Here is a 15,453-nt window from a genome sequence, read left to right as displayed (position 1 = left end):
TATTAACTAGAGAGTTTAGGAGAAAAATAGAATTGGATCAAGGAGAATATATGGTGGGCGCTGACGGGATCGAACCGCCGACATTCTGCTTGTAAGGCAGACGCTCTACCAACTGAGCTAAGCGCCCTGAGGAATAAAAATAGCATTGCCATTTTTATGAAGCAAGGATCATATCCTTACATTTACAATAAGATAAACATTGCGTTTTATCTTACTTACATTTTCAAGATCAGGGAATCTTAAAAATGGCGCAGCGGACGGGACTCGAACCCGCGACCCCCGGCGTGACAGGCCGGTATTCTAACCAACTGAACTACCGCTGCATCACGATACTCATTACTAAGTACTTATATCTAAAAAAGAAAAAATCTTTAAAAGATATGGTGGGCGCTGACGGGATCGAACCGCCGACATTCTGCTTGTAAGGCAGACGCTCTACCAACTGAGCTAAGCGCCCTTAAAGGGTCTTACATTTTTGATTCTAAGGATGGCGCAGCGGACGGGACTCGAACCCGCGACCCCCGGCGTGACAGGCCGGTATTCTAACCAACTGAACTACCGCTGCATCGCAAAAAATCTGGTGGGCGCTGACGGGATCGAACCGCCGACATTCTGCTTGTAAGGCAGACGCTCTACCAACTGAGCTAAGCGCCCTCAAAAGGTCTATTATGTAAATGGCGCAGCGGACGGGACTCGAACCCGCGACCCCCGGCGTGACAGGCCGGTATTCTAACCAACTGAACTACCGCTGCACTCACACAATGTCGCTATTGTGGCAAACGAATATTAAGAACTTAAGTGGCGCAGCGGACGGGACTCGAACCCGCGACCCCCGGCGTGACAGGCCGGTATTCTAACCAACTGAACTACCGCTGCACTAAAGTGTCTTAACGTTAAAGAGCTTGGTGGGCGCTGACGGGATCGAACCGCCGACATTCTGCTTGTAAGGCAGACGCTCTACCAACTGAGCTAAGCGCCCTTTAAACGTCTTCATCGTTTGATGAGGTGCATTATAGAGAATCCTGACAGACTGTCAAACGCTTTTCTGCCTGTTTTTGGTTTTTTACGTTTGAGTGATTAAAAAATAGGTTATTCGCTATAAAAACAAACAATTTCGATAACTTATTTACTATTTCCTGTAAAAATCTGAAAAATCAACGGGTCATTTTCAGGCAAAATTTTCCGTAGTTTTTGAACTATTGGCAAATACTGCTGTTTTTTAATCCGCTGTATAAATGTGGAATTCAAGCTTTTAACCACTTCGTTTCTTTATTTATCAGTGCTTGCCTGTTTTATATAGTCCGCCGAATTTAAACGCTGTTCTGAAATGAACACCAAAGCATCCTCAGCAATCAGTTCAAATAACTCAATCACATCTTCATTGCGCATCCGGATACAGCCATGTGACATCGGAATACCCATGGGTTCTGTATCGGGTGTGCCATGAATATAGATATAACGCTGAAAGGTGTCACAGCCCTCACCCTGATTAAAATTTTCTTCCAGGCCGCTTAACCAGAGGATGCGCGATAAGATCCAGTCACGTTCAGGAAATTGTGTAGCCAATGCTTCATCGTAAACTTCACCAGTGTGCTGTCGTGCTTTAAAAACCGCATTTTGGGGAGCGCTATGACCAAATTTAAGCGCCACTTTATGCCACCCTCGAGGCGTCTTGCCTGAATTTTCCTGCTCGCCGATCCCGTTCTTGCCTGTAGAAATGACATAAAACTTGTTGTGTTTGGGCAAGGTCAAGCTTTGCTCGGCCAAATCAATCCAGATATCTGCCTGTTCTAAAGAATATGCCATAAGAAAAATCACTCGACGTCTTTGATCGGTTCAATTACAGGTTCAGGGCGTAACCATAGCCAGATAGCCACAGTCAGCATGGTCAAATCGGTAAATATTTTCACCAGCACTGGTGCAGTCGTAAATAACATGATGATTCCACTAATCAACATCATGATACTGGCGAACCATTTTGCCTTGCGTGGTACAGTGCCATTTTTGCGCCATGCCCTTAAGGTCGTACCATATTTAGGATGATTCAACAGCCAGGCATCCATTTGTGGCCAGCCTTTAGAGGCCGCCCAGGCGGCTAAAATCAGAAATACTGTTGTTGGCATACCCGGTAAAAGTGCCCCGATAAAGCCCAGGATGACAAAAATCATCACTAAACTTCGCCAAAACAACATTTTCATAGCACTGCCCTATACAACTAATTGCGGTAGTATAAAGTGTTTTTGCATATTATCCGTTGTCATTCTGCACTTTTTAATTTAGCGCCAGGGGTTGCTATGTTTGCTTTAAATCAGGCGTCTCATCTTGATGAACCTTGGCTACAATTTAAAAATTTACTGGTTCGGCAATTGGCCTTTTGCGTATGCAGTCCGAACATTTTGGCACACATCCCTTCCGAAATGGTGCTCCAGCATACTTTTCAGTTTCACAATGATGCCGTATGGCATCGCCATTTTCAAAATTATCACTCCAGACTGCTTTATTTAGATCGGCATCCGCAAGAATTAGAAATCTTTTTACAGCAGCTTAAAAGCACACGTTTGGGTCTGCGTTTTGAAATGTTTGTCTGGTTTTGGCTGCTCGACCAGGATTATCACCCTTATCAATTACTCGGTCATAGCATTCAAAAAATAGTAGGGCCCAGAACCTTGGGTGAACTCGATTTTCTGTTATTGAATACTGAAACCAAAGCGATTGAACACTGGGAAGTGGCTTTAAAATACTATCTGGCGGAACGGGATTGTTCTTTACCCTATTGGTATGGCTTAAACCGCAGCGATACTTTACTTAGAAAGTTAAATCACTTTAGCCAAAAGCAGTTTCAGTTTGAGGATGCACTGGAACACAAAATTGATCAGCGTTATGCGGTACTCAAAGGGCAACTTTATCTCCCTGTTGGAAGCACAGTGTGTACCCTTCCCAACTGGGTCAATAAACAGCGACGTTTAGGCTATTGGGGAAGTTATATTCCTGCGAAAAGTGCCCAATTTTACCGTTTACAACGACTAGAATGGATTTGTCCAAAGCAGCATGTCAGTAGTGATCCGGCACAGTGGTGGAGTAATGGTTTATATCTACAGAAAGATAAAAACAATTTCTATATGTACCGCAATGCCCCGCTACTTGCTCAAGAGATGCATCGCTAATTTTATGAGAATTGTCTATTTTTATAACAAATGCTTACTTTTCTACCATCAAAAAACCATATTGTTTACGCTGTGCATTAATTAACCTAAATCCACATCAAAATAATGAATTACTTGGAGATGATGATGAAAAAAATTCTTGCCGCTTCCCTCATTATTGCTTTTGCTCTAACTGGCTGTAATACGTTTAAAGGTGTGGGTAAAGATGTATCTAAAGCTGGAGATGCCGTAACCAATACTGCAGAAAAAACTTCTGAGGAAATCCGCAAAAACTAGTTTGTCTTCAGCGTACACAGAACCCTATTCAAGATAGGGTTTTTTTCTGCCAATTTTATGGCAATCATTCACATTCAAGGCCATATTCGCCTATTATAGTACAGACAAATTTATCGACTTATGAAAATCGCATGACATCTTCCGCTACCCTTGATTTAAGCCTGCAACTGTTACGTCAACCTTCCGTTACACCGATCGATCATAGCTGCCAAAATATCATGGCGGAACGCCTGGAAAAAATTGGCTTCAATATTGAACCGATGCGTTTTGAAGATGTGGATAATTTGTGGGCACGTAAAGGGACTGAAGCACCTGTTTTATGTTTTGCAGGTCATACTGATGTGGTACCTACCGGAAATTTAGATGCCTGGAATTCGGATCCTTTCGTACCGGAAATTCGTGATGGCAAACTGTATGGACGCGGCAGTGCCGACATGAAAACAGCACTGGCAGCCATGGTGGTCGCTTCTGAACGTTTTGTGGCGAAACATCCAAACCATAAAGGTTCTATCGCATTTCTCATTACTTCCGATGAAGAAGGCCCATCGATTAACGGTACTGTAAAAGTAGTTGAAGCATTGGAAGCACGTAATGAAAAAATGACCTGGTGCCTGGTGGGTGAACCATCCAGTACCAACCAGTTGGGTGATATCGTTAAAAACGGTCGTCGTGGTTCATTGAATGCCAAATTAACCGTGAAAGGTAAGCAAGGTCATGTGGCTTATCCTCATCTTGCCATCAATCCAATTCATACCGCATCTAAAGCCCTGGCTGAACTGTGTGATACGGTATGGGACAATGGCAATGAATATTTCCCAGCAACATCTTTCCAGATTTCAAATATCAATGCCGGTACCGGTGCAACCAACGTGGTTCCGGGTACCATGAACCTTTTATTTAACTTCCGTTATTCAACTGAAGTGACTGCTGAACAATTGAAAGCACGTACTTTAGAAATCCTGGACCGCCACAATGTTGACTATGACATTGAATGGACACTGTCTGGCTTACCTTTCCTTACACCAGTCGGTGAATTGGTTAATGCGGCTAAAAATGCCATTCGTAATGTGACCGGTATTGAAACTGAACTTTCTACCAGTGGCGGTACTTCAGACGGTCGCTTTATTGCGCCTACAGGGGCACAGGTACTTGAACTGGGTGTATTGAATGCCAGCATCCACCAAATTGACGAACATGTAAATGTTGCCGATTTAGAACCTCTGGCTGAAATTTACGAACAAATTCTAGAAGGCTTATTAGCTCGCTAAAATAGTAACCACATAAAATAAAAAAGGAACTTTTTAAGTTCCTTTTTTATTACCCAGCTTTAAAATGCTTCAACATTACAATCCTAAAGAAGACTGAATGTGTTCGAGATTAGGCACATAAAACACCTGATCCCCCATCCGTACATACTGGAATACATCAGGGTCTGTTGCTGTACGCTCTTCATCTACCACTTCAGAAATACGCAGACGAATCGTTTTAGGCATCTCATTACACATCAGGGCAAAACGCTGACTGACGTCATCCCCTTCAATGACTAATGCTACACCCGTTTTACGATCAGGATCATTGACCGCATATACCGGCAGTTTCAGTTCATGCCATTCCACAAAAGGCACTTGTGTAGGGTTATCCAGTGCAGACAAGACAATGTTTTGCGGAAGAATCATCGCTTCCTTACCATGACACTCAATGATATAGGTATCGATAAATCCGGTAGATACCGTAATAAGGTGATGTAACTCTTGTTGTGAAATGCGATCAACAGCAGAGTTTGAAACACTATTTTGGCTCATTCAATTACCCCTGGCTGGTTTCTAACAAACTTTCAACATTTTGCAGCAATTCCGCTTCCTGGAACGGTTTACCCATATAGTGCGTTACGCCAAGGCTGAATGCACGTTCGCGATGCTTCTCGCCTGTTCTCGACGTGATCATGATAATAGGCAAGTGTTGATGCACGTCATGGTGACGAACCAGATTGGTGACTTCAAAACCGTCCATGCGCGGCATTTCAATATCCAGCAACATCAAGTCTGGTTTGACATTTTCCAGCTGCTCCATGGCATCAAGACCATCTTTGGCTGTCACCACATCAAAGCCTTGACGCTCAAGTAAACGTGAAGTCACCTTACGTACAGTCACCGAGTCATCGACAATCATGATCAGGCGACGAGCATTGCTGTAACGAGAGTGCTCACGTTGATCAGACACATGTTTAAGACGTTGGGTGTTCTGAATTTGTCGGGCAATATTCTGACCATCCAAAATCAGACAAACTTGACCATCACCTAAAATGGTTGCTCCGGCAATCACACCGACACTTGAGAATTGCTGACCAATTGGTTTCACCACAATCTGTGCACGTGAACCAATCAACTGATCGACAAGTAAGGCAATGGTTTGCCCATTATTTCCCTTAATTAACAGCACAGGTAAAGAATGCGCAACATTATTTAAGCGTGGTAAAGGCTGATTGGACACAAATTCAGATAAATAACGCAATTTATAGCTGGTGTTATCAATTTTAAAGAAGTCTTCTTTACTGTTGAAATACTGTTCCAGCGCTGATGGTGCAATTCGGACAATACGGTCAATTTGTGCCAGTGAAATCGCAAACTGTTGATCACCTGATTTCACCATCAAGGCATCGCTCACCGCTACTGTGGTCGGTACGCGAATGGTAAAGGTCGTGCCTTTACCCAACTCAGACTCGATGGAAATATGACCACCCAGTGCCTTAATTTCGCTTTGCACCACATCCAGACCTACACCACGTCCGGAAATTTGGGTCACTTCTTTGGCTGTACTAAATCCTGGATGGAAAATAAATTGCAGGATTTCCTGTTTATCAATGGATTGATCAGCTTTAATTAAACCCAAGCTAAGTGCTTTTTCTTTAATTTTTGTTTCATCAATCCCTTTACCATCATCACTGAACGACACCAGTACGTCTGTACCTTGACGGCTAATATTGAGGACAATTTTCCCGACTTCAGGCTTCTGTAGTTCACGTCGTACTTGAGTGTCTTCCAGACCATGGTCAATCGCGTTACGCAGCATGTGCTCAAATGGTGTGACCAGACGTTCTAGAATGTTACGGTCCAATTCACCTTCAGTGTTTTGAACCACCAGCTCTGCCGGACGGTTCAGAGTCGATGAGGTTTGACGCACGATTCGTTGTAAACGTGGCAATAAACGGTCAAATGGTACTAATCGGGTACGCATCAAGCTTTCTTGAATCTCGGCTTGAATACGTGATTGTTGTAATAGTAAACCTTCTGTATCACGAATCTTTTCTGCTAAGGTCGTTTTGAAGTCGACCAAGTCGGATGCTGATTCCGCTAGGGATTTTGACAACTGGTTCAAGGATGAATATTGGTCCATCTCCAAGGGGTCAAAATCGGCATAACGTGAATTATCACCATGTTTGGCAATAATTTGTGACTCGAGCTCACCTTCCATTCGACGTAACTGATCCGCCAAACGCTTGATCGCCAATTCCATCTCGTTCAGGGTATTACCAAACTGCCCCAAGTCCATTTCAATTCGCGAACGGTTAATCGCATTTTCACCAGACAAATCGATCATTTTTTCCACCAGATCGGCAGAAATACGGATCATTTCATTGCTGTTGTCCTGTTGATTACTTGTATCCCACTCACCCATCATCGCTGGTGGTTCAGTACCATCACCCTGAACAAATTCAAAGACTTTAGCCGTAGACAGTGTATCGGACTGGGTAACGCGATTTGGTAACTGCGCAGTTACATCAACAAATTGAATCGACTCTAAACTTAATTTAACGCTATCAAAATTACTGTAATCATGCTCGAAAATGGCCTGCTTTAACCATGCCAAAGTGGTTTGCAGTAACAGGTCATAGACGTTGGAATTGAACTGATGCACCGCAAAGCGTTCGAGGGTGGTTTCCAACTGGTAAGCAATCGCTGCTACCGGTTCATTTTCCACCATGCGCGCGCCACCTTTCAAACTGTGGGCTGCACGTTGTAATTGAAGCAGCAAGCTACGGTCACTACGCTGCTCAAACCATTGCTTCAACAAGCTATCCGTAGACTCCAGAATCTCTTCTGCTTCTTCCAGGAATGTTTCTTCTGCAATTGAACGGATACTATCGTCAGTATCTTCAACATGAACTGGGCTTGTGAAGGCAACTTCAATGCTTGTCTCGACTTCTGCTGCTGAAATTACCACAGGTTCTACGGATTCATCCGCAACAGTTTTGGCCTCTACTTCGGTTTCAACTTCTTTAGTTTCAGCTACGACTTCTTCAATTTCAGTTACAACTTCAATTTGAGTTTCAGGCGCTGCTTCCGCGGCTGGAATACTTACAGCAACATTACCTTGAGCGATCGCTTGAATATTACGCAAAATTTCAATCGCTTCAGCACCAGAATAATCAATCTGATCATCACGAATGATTTGAATACGATCGGATACGTCATCTTGTACTAAACGAATAATACTGATGAGTTGCGGATTGACCTCAATTTGCTGACGGATCACGCGCTCATAAATACTTTCTAATTCATGAGAAATCAAACCAATATGAGTTGCCTGAATCATATTTGCACCACCTTTTAGGGTATGCAAATAACGCATTAAATTATTCAGTGCTGCAGTATTGGATGGATCTTTCGACCAGGTATTCAAGTCCTGATCAATCCCGCCCAACAATTCTTCTGCTTCTTCCAGGAAGATACCCAGCAGTTCTTCATCAAAATCACGATTGGCATCAGCAGCAGGCATTTGTGCACGGTCTGAACGAATTTTTTGTGAAATTTGAGCCAGATCTAGACTGCCTGAAGTAGTAGCGGATACTGTTTCAGCTTGAATCGTAGTACTCGGTTCCTGAGTTTCGAACTGGTGAATATCTTGCTGAACAAAGGCTGCGAGATCATTCAATACTTTCTGAACATCATCGGTTAAAATAACGCGCTGACCTGCGGCCAAGGTATCGAACAGATGAATGAATTCTTGATGCGCCTGTCCAAACAGTTCATAGGCATAATCGATATTGAGCAATTCTGGTTTTAATACCAGTGCTTCATAGCTAGACTTCAATTCATTGGTAAATTGATGAATACCAATTGCAGCACGATTATCAGTATGATCCAATAATTGCTGTGCCTGCTGGCTTAAGGCCTGAATATATTCCGGATATTCTACTTTGGCACGTTTATCAAATTCGAACTCTGCATCCAAGAGCAAATCGATATTCAATTCGACCAGCTTGGACACCAGACCTTGCGGATTTACATCCTCATCTATTTCTGCCGAATTGAAACCGTAATCGTCCCATGCCGCGTTAAAAGTGGCATATATGGCATCAAGTTTCTGAGTCTGACCCTGTCTTAAAGTATGTAAATAATCACGGACAAACTCAGCATATTGAATCAGTAAGGCCGTCTGACTGGAAGTAGAAACAATTTCTTCTTGTAGAAGTGTTTTAAATAAGTTTTCAACTTTGGTACTGGCTGAAAAAATTTGCTCAATGTGCGCCATAGAAGAGCTGCCACGCAAGGTATGCAAGGCACGGATCAAGCCATTATAATCCTGATGCTGTTCCTGTTCATTTTTCAGGAACTGATCAATCGTGAGCAGATGTTCTTCCGCTTCTTCAATAAAGATCGCAACCGTTTCTTCAATATCATTATTGTCTTCTACTGCAACTGGCTCTTCTGTAGCAGTCGTTTCAATTGCCGTTTCAGACTCTGCTTCACTGAATTGTGAATCCTGCAATTCTAAGCCTGTGAGACTATCTACACTGGTTAGTGTGCTGGAAAGTTCAAGCAGTTCTTCTAGTGCAGGCTCTAAACTGACCTGCTGCTGTATTTGCTGCCCCAATAGTACAAGAGGTCTTAAGTCGATATCAGCATTTTGAACAGTTTTAAAAATTGGGTATAACTTATATTGATAAATATTAAATACAGTTTGGACAAATCGCTGAACCGTGCTGTCCAAAGTTACCGTACCGGAAATAACGCGATTTAAAGTATCTTCAACCGTCCAGGCCAATTCACCTGCAGACTTTGCCCCCACCATACGACCAGACCCTTTGAGAGTATGGAAATGACGGCGAATGGTCGTTAAAGTTTCTTGGTCATGAGGGTTTTCTAACCAAGTGGTAAATAAAGTACCTAATTCAACGAAGATTTCTTCTATTTCTTCAACAAAAATTTCTAGAATTTCTGCATCTTGATCAAGATAACTATCTTCAGGAAGCGTAGTCGTTTCAACTAAATTTTTTAATATTTCTTTCATAGCTTAGGCTTCTTACGTTTATCTGCCACCAAGAAGGTTGCTCAAACTTAATTGTCACCATCACGCGAGACCTAACTTTGAAGTTAAGTTCATCTTGTCGATGCTTTATCTGTGTTTTATGGAGATCCCCTGCCCGAAAGCAGAGGATATCACTGCAAAGCTTTTGAATTAACTTAGTCAGGTAATTTAAAGTCAGTTACAGATTCACGTAATGATTCGGCCATATTTGCCAACTCAGATACCGAACGCGCTGTATCGAAGGTTGCTGTTGTGGTTTGCGAAGTAATTTCCTGTACAACGTTCATCGTGGTTGCAATGTGACCGGCAGAAGCAGACTGAAGTTTTGCAGCATCAGAAATGCTGGCAATCAGTTTTGCAAGGTTGCTCGATACGCTTTGAATTTCATCCAGTGCCACACCGGCATCTTTAGACAAGTTCGCACCACGTACAACTTCTGAAGTAGTTTGTTCCATCGAAATTACTGCTTCGTTGGTATCTGTCTGAATCGTTTTTACCAAGCCTTCGATCTGTTTGGTTGCAGATGCTGAACGTTCTGCAAGACGCTGTACCTCATCGGCTACCACGGCGAAACCACGACCAGCTTCACCTGCCATCGATGCCTGAATTGCAGCGTTCAATGCCAGAATGTTCGTTTGGTCGGCAATATCGTTAATCAAGGCAACGATGTTACCAATTTCCTGAGAAGACTCACCCAGACGTTTAATACGTTTCGAGGTTTCCTGAATCTGTTCACGAATCGTGTCCATACCTTCGATTGCACGGTTTACAACGTCTGCACCATTCTCAGCAATTTGTACTGAACGTTCCGCTACGACTGCTGATTCTTCTGCGTTTGATGATACCTGGTCAATAGACATTGCCATTTCGTTAATCGCGGCAGATGCACCGGCAATTTCTTGCGCCTGGTGTTCAGATGCTTCCGCTAGCTGGTTGGTAATGCCCTGCGTGTTCGCCGTATATTGCGCAACTTCTTGAGACGTTTCAGTAATACGCGATACCAGGTCACGTAACTGGTCAATCGCAAAGTTAATGGAGTCGGCAATCGCACCAGTAAAGTCTTCCGATACCGTTGCATATGAACGCAAGTCACCGTCTGCCAAGTCGGCAATTTCATCAAGTAAACGTAAAATCGCGTTTTGGTTACGGTCATATTCTTCTTGCAAGCTTGCCACACGCTGTTTATCTGACTGGCCACGTAATCCAAGTAATTTGAATACTGCAAACAAGAAAGCAACCAAACACATAATTAAAAGCAATGCAGGAAGTGCAATAGCTAGGCTTGAACCGCTGGATAGCTTATTCAGGTTGGCTAACAATTCATCTGACTGGGCAAAAATTGAAGCAGAAGCTTGACGTACTTTTACAATTTGCGCCGAGTTTGAAAGAATCGTTGCAGAAGCTGTTTTTAGTACATCATCGTATTCACTCTTAATGCCTTCCAGTGATTCACGTAATACTGGATCATCAATACGTTCTACACCCAGTTCTGCACTACCATTTAACTGTGCATTAAGGTAAGAACCGAAGGTTTCAGTATCGGCACTGAAGTCATCAGCAGATTCACGCGAGTTGTCGTTACCTGTAAGTACCGAACTGATAGAACGAAGAATACGTTCTGCAATGAATACCTGGTTTTTCGCAATAACGACCTGGTTAGACGGCATGTTTTGACGTGCCATTTGGTCAACCATCAGGTTGTATTCTGCCTGAATTCCCGGAATCGATTCACCAATTGCAATGTTGGTATCGTAAAGCTTGTTAATCATTTTTTGTTGAGACGAAATTAAATCAATCCCTTCTGAAAGTGATTTCCACTGCTTTTCCACCTCAACCAATGCAGCTGTCTGTGGATGAATATCTTTAACCGTTTCGAGGTTTTCAGTAAATTCTTTTTGTGATTGAATTAATTTATCAATCGACTCTTTGGTTCCTGAAGCCGTTGCATCTGTCGCCTGACGTGAAATGGTTTGTGATAATAGACGCAAATCACCCACACTACGTGTCAATTCGTTGTTACGCGGCACACTATAGAATAAGTACAATAATAGGAATAGTGCTACGACCAGAGAAAATGCTGCCCCCAAAATTAAGGGTTTGGACTTCTCACTGTCACCAAATACACGTGATAATTGCTCTGTCTGTGATTGAATCTTTGTTAATAAAGCATTCCCACCCTTACGGCTGGTACTTTCACTTGTATTCTTCTTTTTAAGTTTAAAGCCCATCCAGCTTCTCCCCGAGTTGCGCTATCATTCTTTAGCTTGCGACTATTAATTTATAAATTTTATAGAGGCATTCATGTATTTTGGGTTTTGTAATAAACGACTAAACAAGAAAACATGCCAGTGCTGATTATGTTGATAAAAATATCCCTGACAATATTCTTGTAAATTGCTGTCTAATTCACCGTGTTTAGAAAAGAAACTTTTCTTGTTAAAGTGTTGAATCCCCAAAACCTGATCTACCACCAAACCGACATAATGGTCATTATGACTAATACACAATACTTTTTGTGTCGGTGAAAACTGACTTCGATGCCCGGAAATATAATGCGCCAAATCAGTTACTGAAAGTAAACGCCCCCGAATATTTGCCAATCCCACCACCCATGACTGGGTATTTGGGACCGGTGTATATTTTGGTGGATATATCACTTCAGATACTTCACCTAAAGGGGCAACAAAATATTGCCCCATCATCTCAAAAGCAATGCCTGACCATCGGTTTACTTCATTTTCAGTTGTAACGTAGTTTTTATTACCACGCTTGGCAATCCGAAGTAATTCGATAAATCCATTAGCTGCCATAGAGCTTATCCTGCATTGAGGTGGTGTTTAATCACATCAATTAATTGTTTTTCGTCTACAGGCTTGGTCAAATAATCACTTGCCCCTTGACGTTTTCCCCAAACGCGGTCAGTTGCTTGATCCTTGGTACTCACAATCACAATCGGAATGTGTTTAGTCGTAGATCCACGTGCAATTTGACGTGTCGCTTGAAAACCGTTTACCCCTGGCATTACCACATCCATGAGCACTAGATCTGGCAGTTCAGCTTGTGCCATTGTGACACCATCAGCCCCATTTGCCGCTTCAATTACATCAAAGCCATGCTTGGTTAAAATTTCTTTAAAACGAAATGTTTCTGTAGGTGAATCATCAACAATAAGGATTCGTGACATGCTTTTCCCCAATAAAAATAAACTTATGCTGTTACGTGATTGCGGATTGCGTTTAACAATTCATCTTTACTAAAGGGTTTAGTTAAATACTCATCCGAACCAACAACACGACCTTTTGCCTGATCAAATAAACCATCTTTACTTGACAGCATAATGACTGGAATATTTTGATAATTTTGCGAATTTTTGATAAGTGCACAAGTTTGATAACCGTCTAAACGTGGCATCATGATATCTACAAAAACAATATCCGGATTTGCTTCAGCAATTTTTGCCAAAGCCTCAAAACCATCTACTGCGGTCACGACTTCACAACCTTCACGTTGTAGTAATGTTTCTGCTGTACGACGAATGGTTTTTGAATCATCAATCACCATCACTTTTAGATTTTGGAATTTTTCGTCCATTTAATGATCCTTCCCATTTTTAGAATGTACAAACAATTTTAATCAAAAGTTTTATTACAAGTTACAAACATTTTTAACATATCTTTACTTGCCTTTTCAATGAACATTTTCCGCACAAAGACTCACTTTCTTTTATTTTCACTAACAGTTTCACACTTTCTGTCGACCAATGATTTTTTTTTGACAGACAGATGTTTTTTATTGCCCATTTTGAGTCTAATATAGCCTATTTATTACTTTTAAAATAAGTAATTTAGTCAACTTTTATTTGGGGGTTACAATGCAAAGTCAGTTTAAATACAAACTCGCTTTCATTGCACAAAAAAAAATGAACTTAAGATTCATTTTTCTTTCTTTTCTCATTTTACAATCGGCAATGACATATGCTGAAAATCCGCCATCTAAAGCAACCTGGTATCGCTACTATGACAGTAGAGGTGTAGCCAATATTAGTACCAATGTCACACCCAACCATATTCGCCATGGCTACGAAGCCCTGGATCAGAACATGCAGGTCATCCGGCGTAATCGCGCCTACAATAGTGAAGCCGATATTAAAAAGGCACCGCAACGTGCAGCCCAAGCCAAGCAACAGGCAGCAGACATAAAACTAAAAAAAGCTTATGGTACTAGTCAAGTTGCGCTCACAAAACGTAATGACATATTAACCAGCATCAAAAAGCAAATCGCCTTTCAGCAAGACCAGTTAAAGCAATTACAAACTGACCGTATTTATTTTAAGCGTCAACAGATTGAACATTTACGTAAAGCTGAAGGCATTCCAGCCAGCTTGAAAAATACAATCGAGAATAATCAAAAGAATATTGAAGCAAAAAAAGCAATGATTCAATCATTACAAATTAACTATCGAAATACTCAAGCAGAATACGACAATATTATCGCTCGCTTAAAAGCGCTTGAATAAATTAAGTTTATTCTTTCAAGCGCTTAATTTGAGCCACAATAAATAAAAAGGATGAACTTACATGCTATCTGGACAGCATAAAAAAAAATCTAAATTAAGCGACCATAAGCAATATTTAACAGGCAGCGTTCTGTGTTTAATTTTACTTCTAACAGCTTGCCAAAAAAATGAAATCGAAAAACCTGTAGAAACAACAACAAAAATTGAGTTAATTGAAACAGATCTAGTTTCAGTGAAGAATGGCACTTCTGTCGCAAAAAGTGCTTTTACCGGTACGCTTCGTGCAGTCAATCAAAGTAGCATACAGGCTCAGGTCACTGCCACTGCAACCCAGGTCTATGTCCAGGTCGGGCAGTCGGTCGCTAAGGGACAGGTCTTGGTTCGCCTGAATAATCAAGATAATGCTGCACGTTTAGCGCAAGCTCAGGCCAATTTGTCAGCAGCACAAGCGCAGGCCAATCTGGCTAAAAATATGATGCAGCGCAAACAACGCTTACTGGATCAAGGTTTTATCTCCAAAGTTGAATATGAACAGGCTGCTGTCGACTATCAGGCGCAACTGGAAAATGTGCATGCGCAACAGGCCAGTGTCAATATTGCCCAAAAAGCCGAGCGTGAAGGGACTATTTATAGCCCCATTTTCGGAGTAATTACACAGCGCCAGGTCGATGCCGGTCAAACCGTTGCTGCTGGCCAGACCCTGTTTGAAATCGTGGATCCGAGTCAGCTAGAAATTCAGGCCAAATTGCCAAGTGACATGCAGGCCGCTTTAAAAGTGGGACAACGTATTGAATACACCATTCAAGGTAATCCAGCTCAACTGACTGCTGTTTTAACACGCATCTCCCCTATTGCCGATCCTGCCAGCCGCCAGATTGAATTCTTTGCCCGACCGAACGAAACCATTAACTCACTGAGTATTGGTTCTTTCGTGGAAGGCAACATTCTTGCTTCGACTCAAGTTTCAGGTCAGCTCATTCCGCTCGATGTGATCCAGAATATCAAAGATAAACCCTATGTCTGGGTGATCCGCCAGAACAAAATTGAAAAGGTCAATCTGGTCATTCTGGAACAGCGCTATCGGGATAATTTGGCTGTCGTGCAAGGACTGCAAAACGCCGACCAAATTAGCCGTATTAAATTTAATGACCAGGACATTCATCAAGCGGTCATCATCAATAAATAATA

At 42.1% G+C, this 15,453-nt stretch carries 13 protein-coding genes and 8 tRNA genes; 5 read left to right on the top strand and 16 right to left on the bottom strand.

Going from position 1 to position 15,453, the window contains the following annotated elements:
• Nucleotides 1-51: 51 nt before the first annotated feature.
• The 10 genes from ACE01R_RS01980 to ACE01R_RS01935 all read right to left on the bottom strand — a co-directional run bounded on the left by ACE01R_RS01980 (nt 52) and on the right by ACE01R_RS01935 (nt 2,198).
• Nucleotides 52-127: transfer RNA gene (locus ACE01R_RS01980), tRNA-Val, on the bottom strand.
• A gap of 119 nt (nt 128-246) precedes the next feature.
• Nucleotides 247-323, bottom strand: a tRNA-Asp gene (locus ACE01R_RS01975).
• Between the two features lie 58 nt (nt 324-381).
• A tRNA-Val gene (locus ACE01R_RS01970) sits at nt 382-457 on the bottom strand.
• A gap of 31 nt (nt 458-488) precedes the next feature.
• Nucleotides 489-565: transfer RNA gene (locus ACE01R_RS01965), tRNA-Asp, on the bottom strand.
• 13 nt (nt 566-578) lie between these two features.
• Nucleotides 579-654: transfer RNA gene (locus tag ACE01R_RS01960), tRNA-Val, on the bottom strand.
• 21 nt (nt 655-675) lie between these two features.
• Nucleotides 676-752 (bottom strand) — tRNA-Asp (locus ACE01R_RS01955).
• A gap of 47 nt (nt 753-799) precedes the next feature.
• A tRNA-Asp gene (locus ACE01R_RS01950) sits at nt 800-876 on the bottom strand.
• 27 nt (nt 877-903) lie between these two features.
• Nucleotides 904-979: transfer RNA gene (locus ACE01R_RS01945), tRNA-Val, on the bottom strand.
• 290 nt (nt 980-1,269) lie between these two features.
• Nucleotides 1,270-1,806, bottom strand: coding sequence for a cell wall-recycling L,D-carboxypeptidase ElsL (gene elsL, locus ACE01R_RS01940; RefSeq protein WP_395544611.1), 537 nt, complete (start codon nt 1,804-1,806; stop codon nt 1,270-1,272).
• An 8-nt stretch (nt 1,807-1,814) separates the two neighbouring features.
• Nucleotides 1,815-2,198 carry a YbaN family protein gene (locus tag ACE01R_RS01935; RefSeq protein ID WP_395544610.1) on the bottom strand — a complete coding sequence of 128 codons (384 nt, stop codon included), beginning with the start codon at nt 2,196-2,198 and terminating at the stop codon, nt 1,815-1,817.
• A gap of 96 nt (nt 2,199-2,294) precedes the next feature.
• Here ACE01R_RS01935 and ACE01R_RS01930 point away from each other — a divergent pair, with 96 nt between their 5' ends.
• The 3 genes from ACE01R_RS01930 (at nt 2,295) to dapE (ending at nt 4,708) form a co-directional block, all read left to right on the top strand.
• Entirely contained in the window at nt 2,295-3,164 is an 870-nt protein-coding gene (locus ACE01R_RS01930) for a DUF1853 family protein (protein WP_395544609.1), read from the top strand.
• Nucleotides 3,165-3,290: 126 nt separating this feature from the next.
• Entirely contained in the window at nt 3,291-3,440 is a 150-nt protein-coding gene (locus ACE01R_RS01925; protein ID WP_086199094.1) for an entericidin A/B family lipoprotein, read from the top strand.
• 131 nt (nt 3,441-3,571) lie between these two features.
• A complete protein-coding gene (gene dapE, locus ACE01R_RS01920; RefSeq protein WP_395544608.1) occupies nt 3,572-4,708 on the top strand; it encodes a succinyl-diaminopimelate desuccinylase in 1,137 nt (378 codons plus the stop codon).
• Between the two features lie 75 nt (nt 4,709-4,783).
• Here dapE and ACE01R_RS01915 read toward each other — a convergent pair whose 3' ends face one another.
• The 6 genes from ACE01R_RS01915 to pilG all read right to left on the bottom strand — a co-directional run bounded on the left by ACE01R_RS01915 (nt 4,784) and on the right by pilG (nt 13,340).
• The gene (locus tag ACE01R_RS01915) at nt 4,784-5,242 is read right to left on the bottom strand and encodes a hypothetical protein (protein WP_395544607.1); all 459 of its coding nucleotides are present in this window, start codon (nt 5,240-5,242) and stop codon (nt 4,784-4,786) included.
• 4 nt (nt 5,243-5,246) lie between these two features.
• Nucleotides 5,247-9,731 (bottom strand): Hpt domain-containing protein, encoded by a 4,485-nt coding sequence (locus ACE01R_RS01910; RefSeq protein WP_395544606.1) that lies wholly within the window; start codon nt 9,729-9,731, stop codon nt 5,247-5,249.
• Between the two features lie 173 nt (nt 9,732-9,904).
• Nucleotides 9,905-11,977, bottom strand: coding sequence for a methyl-accepting chemotaxis protein (locus ACE01R_RS01905; RefSeq protein WP_395544605.1), 2,073 nt, complete (start codon nt 11,975-11,977; stop codon nt 9,905-9,907).
• A 45-nt stretch (nt 11,978-12,022) separates the two neighbouring features.
• Entirely contained in the window at nt 12,023-12,559 is a 537-nt protein-coding gene (locus tag ACE01R_RS01900; RefSeq protein ID WP_395544604.1) for a chemotaxis protein CheW, read from the bottom strand.
• A 5-nt stretch (nt 12,560-12,564) separates the two neighbouring features.
• Nucleotides 12,565-12,933 carry a response regulator gene (locus ACE01R_RS01895; RefSeq protein WP_174559780.1) on the bottom strand — a complete coding sequence of 123 codons (369 nt, stop codon included), beginning with the start codon at nt 12,931-12,933 and terminating at the stop codon, nt 12,565-12,567.
• Nucleotides 12,934-12,956: 23 nt separating this feature from the next.
• Nucleotides 12,957-13,340, bottom strand: a complete 384-nt coding sequence (gene pilG / locus ACE01R_RS01890; protein WP_086195987.1) for a twitching motility response regulator PilG — start codon at nt 13,338-13,340, stop codon at nt 12,957-12,959.
• Nucleotides 13,341-13,620: 280 nt separating this feature from the next.
• Here pilG and ACE01R_RS01885 point away from each other — a divergent pair, with 280 nt between their 5' ends.
• The gene (locus ACE01R_RS01885) at nt 13,621-14,265 is read left to right on the top strand and encodes a hypothetical protein (RefSeq protein WP_395544603.1); all 645 of its coding nucleotides are present in this window, start codon (nt 13,621-13,623) and stop codon (nt 14,263-14,265) included.
• A gap of 61 nt (nt 14,266-14,326) precedes the next feature.
• Nucleotides 14,327-15,451 (top strand): efflux RND transporter periplasmic adaptor subunit, encoded by a 1,125-nt coding sequence (locus ACE01R_RS01880; protein WP_395544602.1) that lies wholly within the window; start codon nt 14,327-14,329, stop codon nt 15,449-15,451.
• Nucleotides 15,452-15,453: the final 2 nt, after the last annotated feature.

This window comes from Acinetobacter sp. BSP-28, from assembly GCF_044130285.1.
Lineage (GTDB): Bacteria > Pseudomonadota > Gammaproteobacteria > Pseudomonadales > Moraxellaceae > Acinetobacter.
Note: the sequence above shows the minus strand (reverse complement) of the source record. Positions and strands in the feature narration are given on the sequence as shown.

Excerpts from the sequence above, each read along its gene's own strand:
- ACE01R_RS01930 (WP_395544609.1), top strand. The coding sequence starts at position 2,295 with ATGTTTGCTTTAAATCAGGCGTCTCATCTTGATGAACCTTGGCTACAA.
- pilG (WP_086195987.1), bottom strand. The coding sequence starts at position 13,340 with ATGGACGAAAAATTCCAAAATCTAAAAGTGATGGTGATTGATGATTCA.
- ACE01R_RS01910 (WP_395544606.1), bottom strand. The coding sequence starts at position 9,731 with ATGAAAGAAATATTAAAAAATTTAGTTGAAACGACTACGCTTCCTGAA.
- ACE01R_RS01895 (WP_174559780.1), bottom strand. The coding sequence starts at position 12,933 with ATGTCACGAATCCTTATTGTTGATGATTCACCTACAGAAACATTTCGT.
- dapE (WP_395544608.1), top strand. The coding sequence starts at position 3,572 with ATGACATCTTCCGCTACCCTTGATTTAAGCCTGCAACTGTTACGTCAA.
- ACE01R_RS01925 (WP_086199094.1), top strand. The coding sequence starts at position 3,291 with ATGAAAAAAATTCTTGCCGCTTCCCTCATTATTGCTTTTGCTCTAACT.
- ACE01R_RS01915 (WP_395544607.1), bottom strand. The coding sequence starts at position 5,242 with ATGAGCCAAAATAGTGTTTCAAACTCTGCTGTTGATCGCATTTCACAA.
- ACE01R_RS01900 (WP_395544604.1), bottom strand. The coding sequence starts at position 12,559 with ATGGCAGCTAATGGATTTATCGAATTACTTCGGATTGCCAAGCGTGGT.
- ACE01R_RS01935 (WP_395544610.1), bottom strand. The coding sequence starts at position 2,198 with ATGAAAATGTTGTTTTGGCGAAGTTTAGTGATGATTTTTGTCATCCTG.
- ACE01R_RS01885 (WP_395544603.1), top strand. The coding sequence starts at position 13,621 with ATGCAAAGTCAGTTTAAATACAAACTCGCTTTCATTGCACAAAAAAAA.
- elsL (WP_395544611.1), bottom strand. The coding sequence starts at position 1,806 with ATGGCATATTCTTTAGAACAGGCAGATATCTGGATTGATTTGGCCGAG.
- ACE01R_RS01880 (WP_395544602.1), top strand. The coding sequence starts at position 14,327 with ATGCTATCTGGACAGCATAAAAAAAAATCTAAATTAAGCGACCATAAG.
- ACE01R_RS01905 (WP_395544605.1), bottom strand. The coding sequence starts at position 11,977 with ATGGGCTTTAAACTTAAAAAGAAGAATACAAGTGAAAGTACCAGCCGT.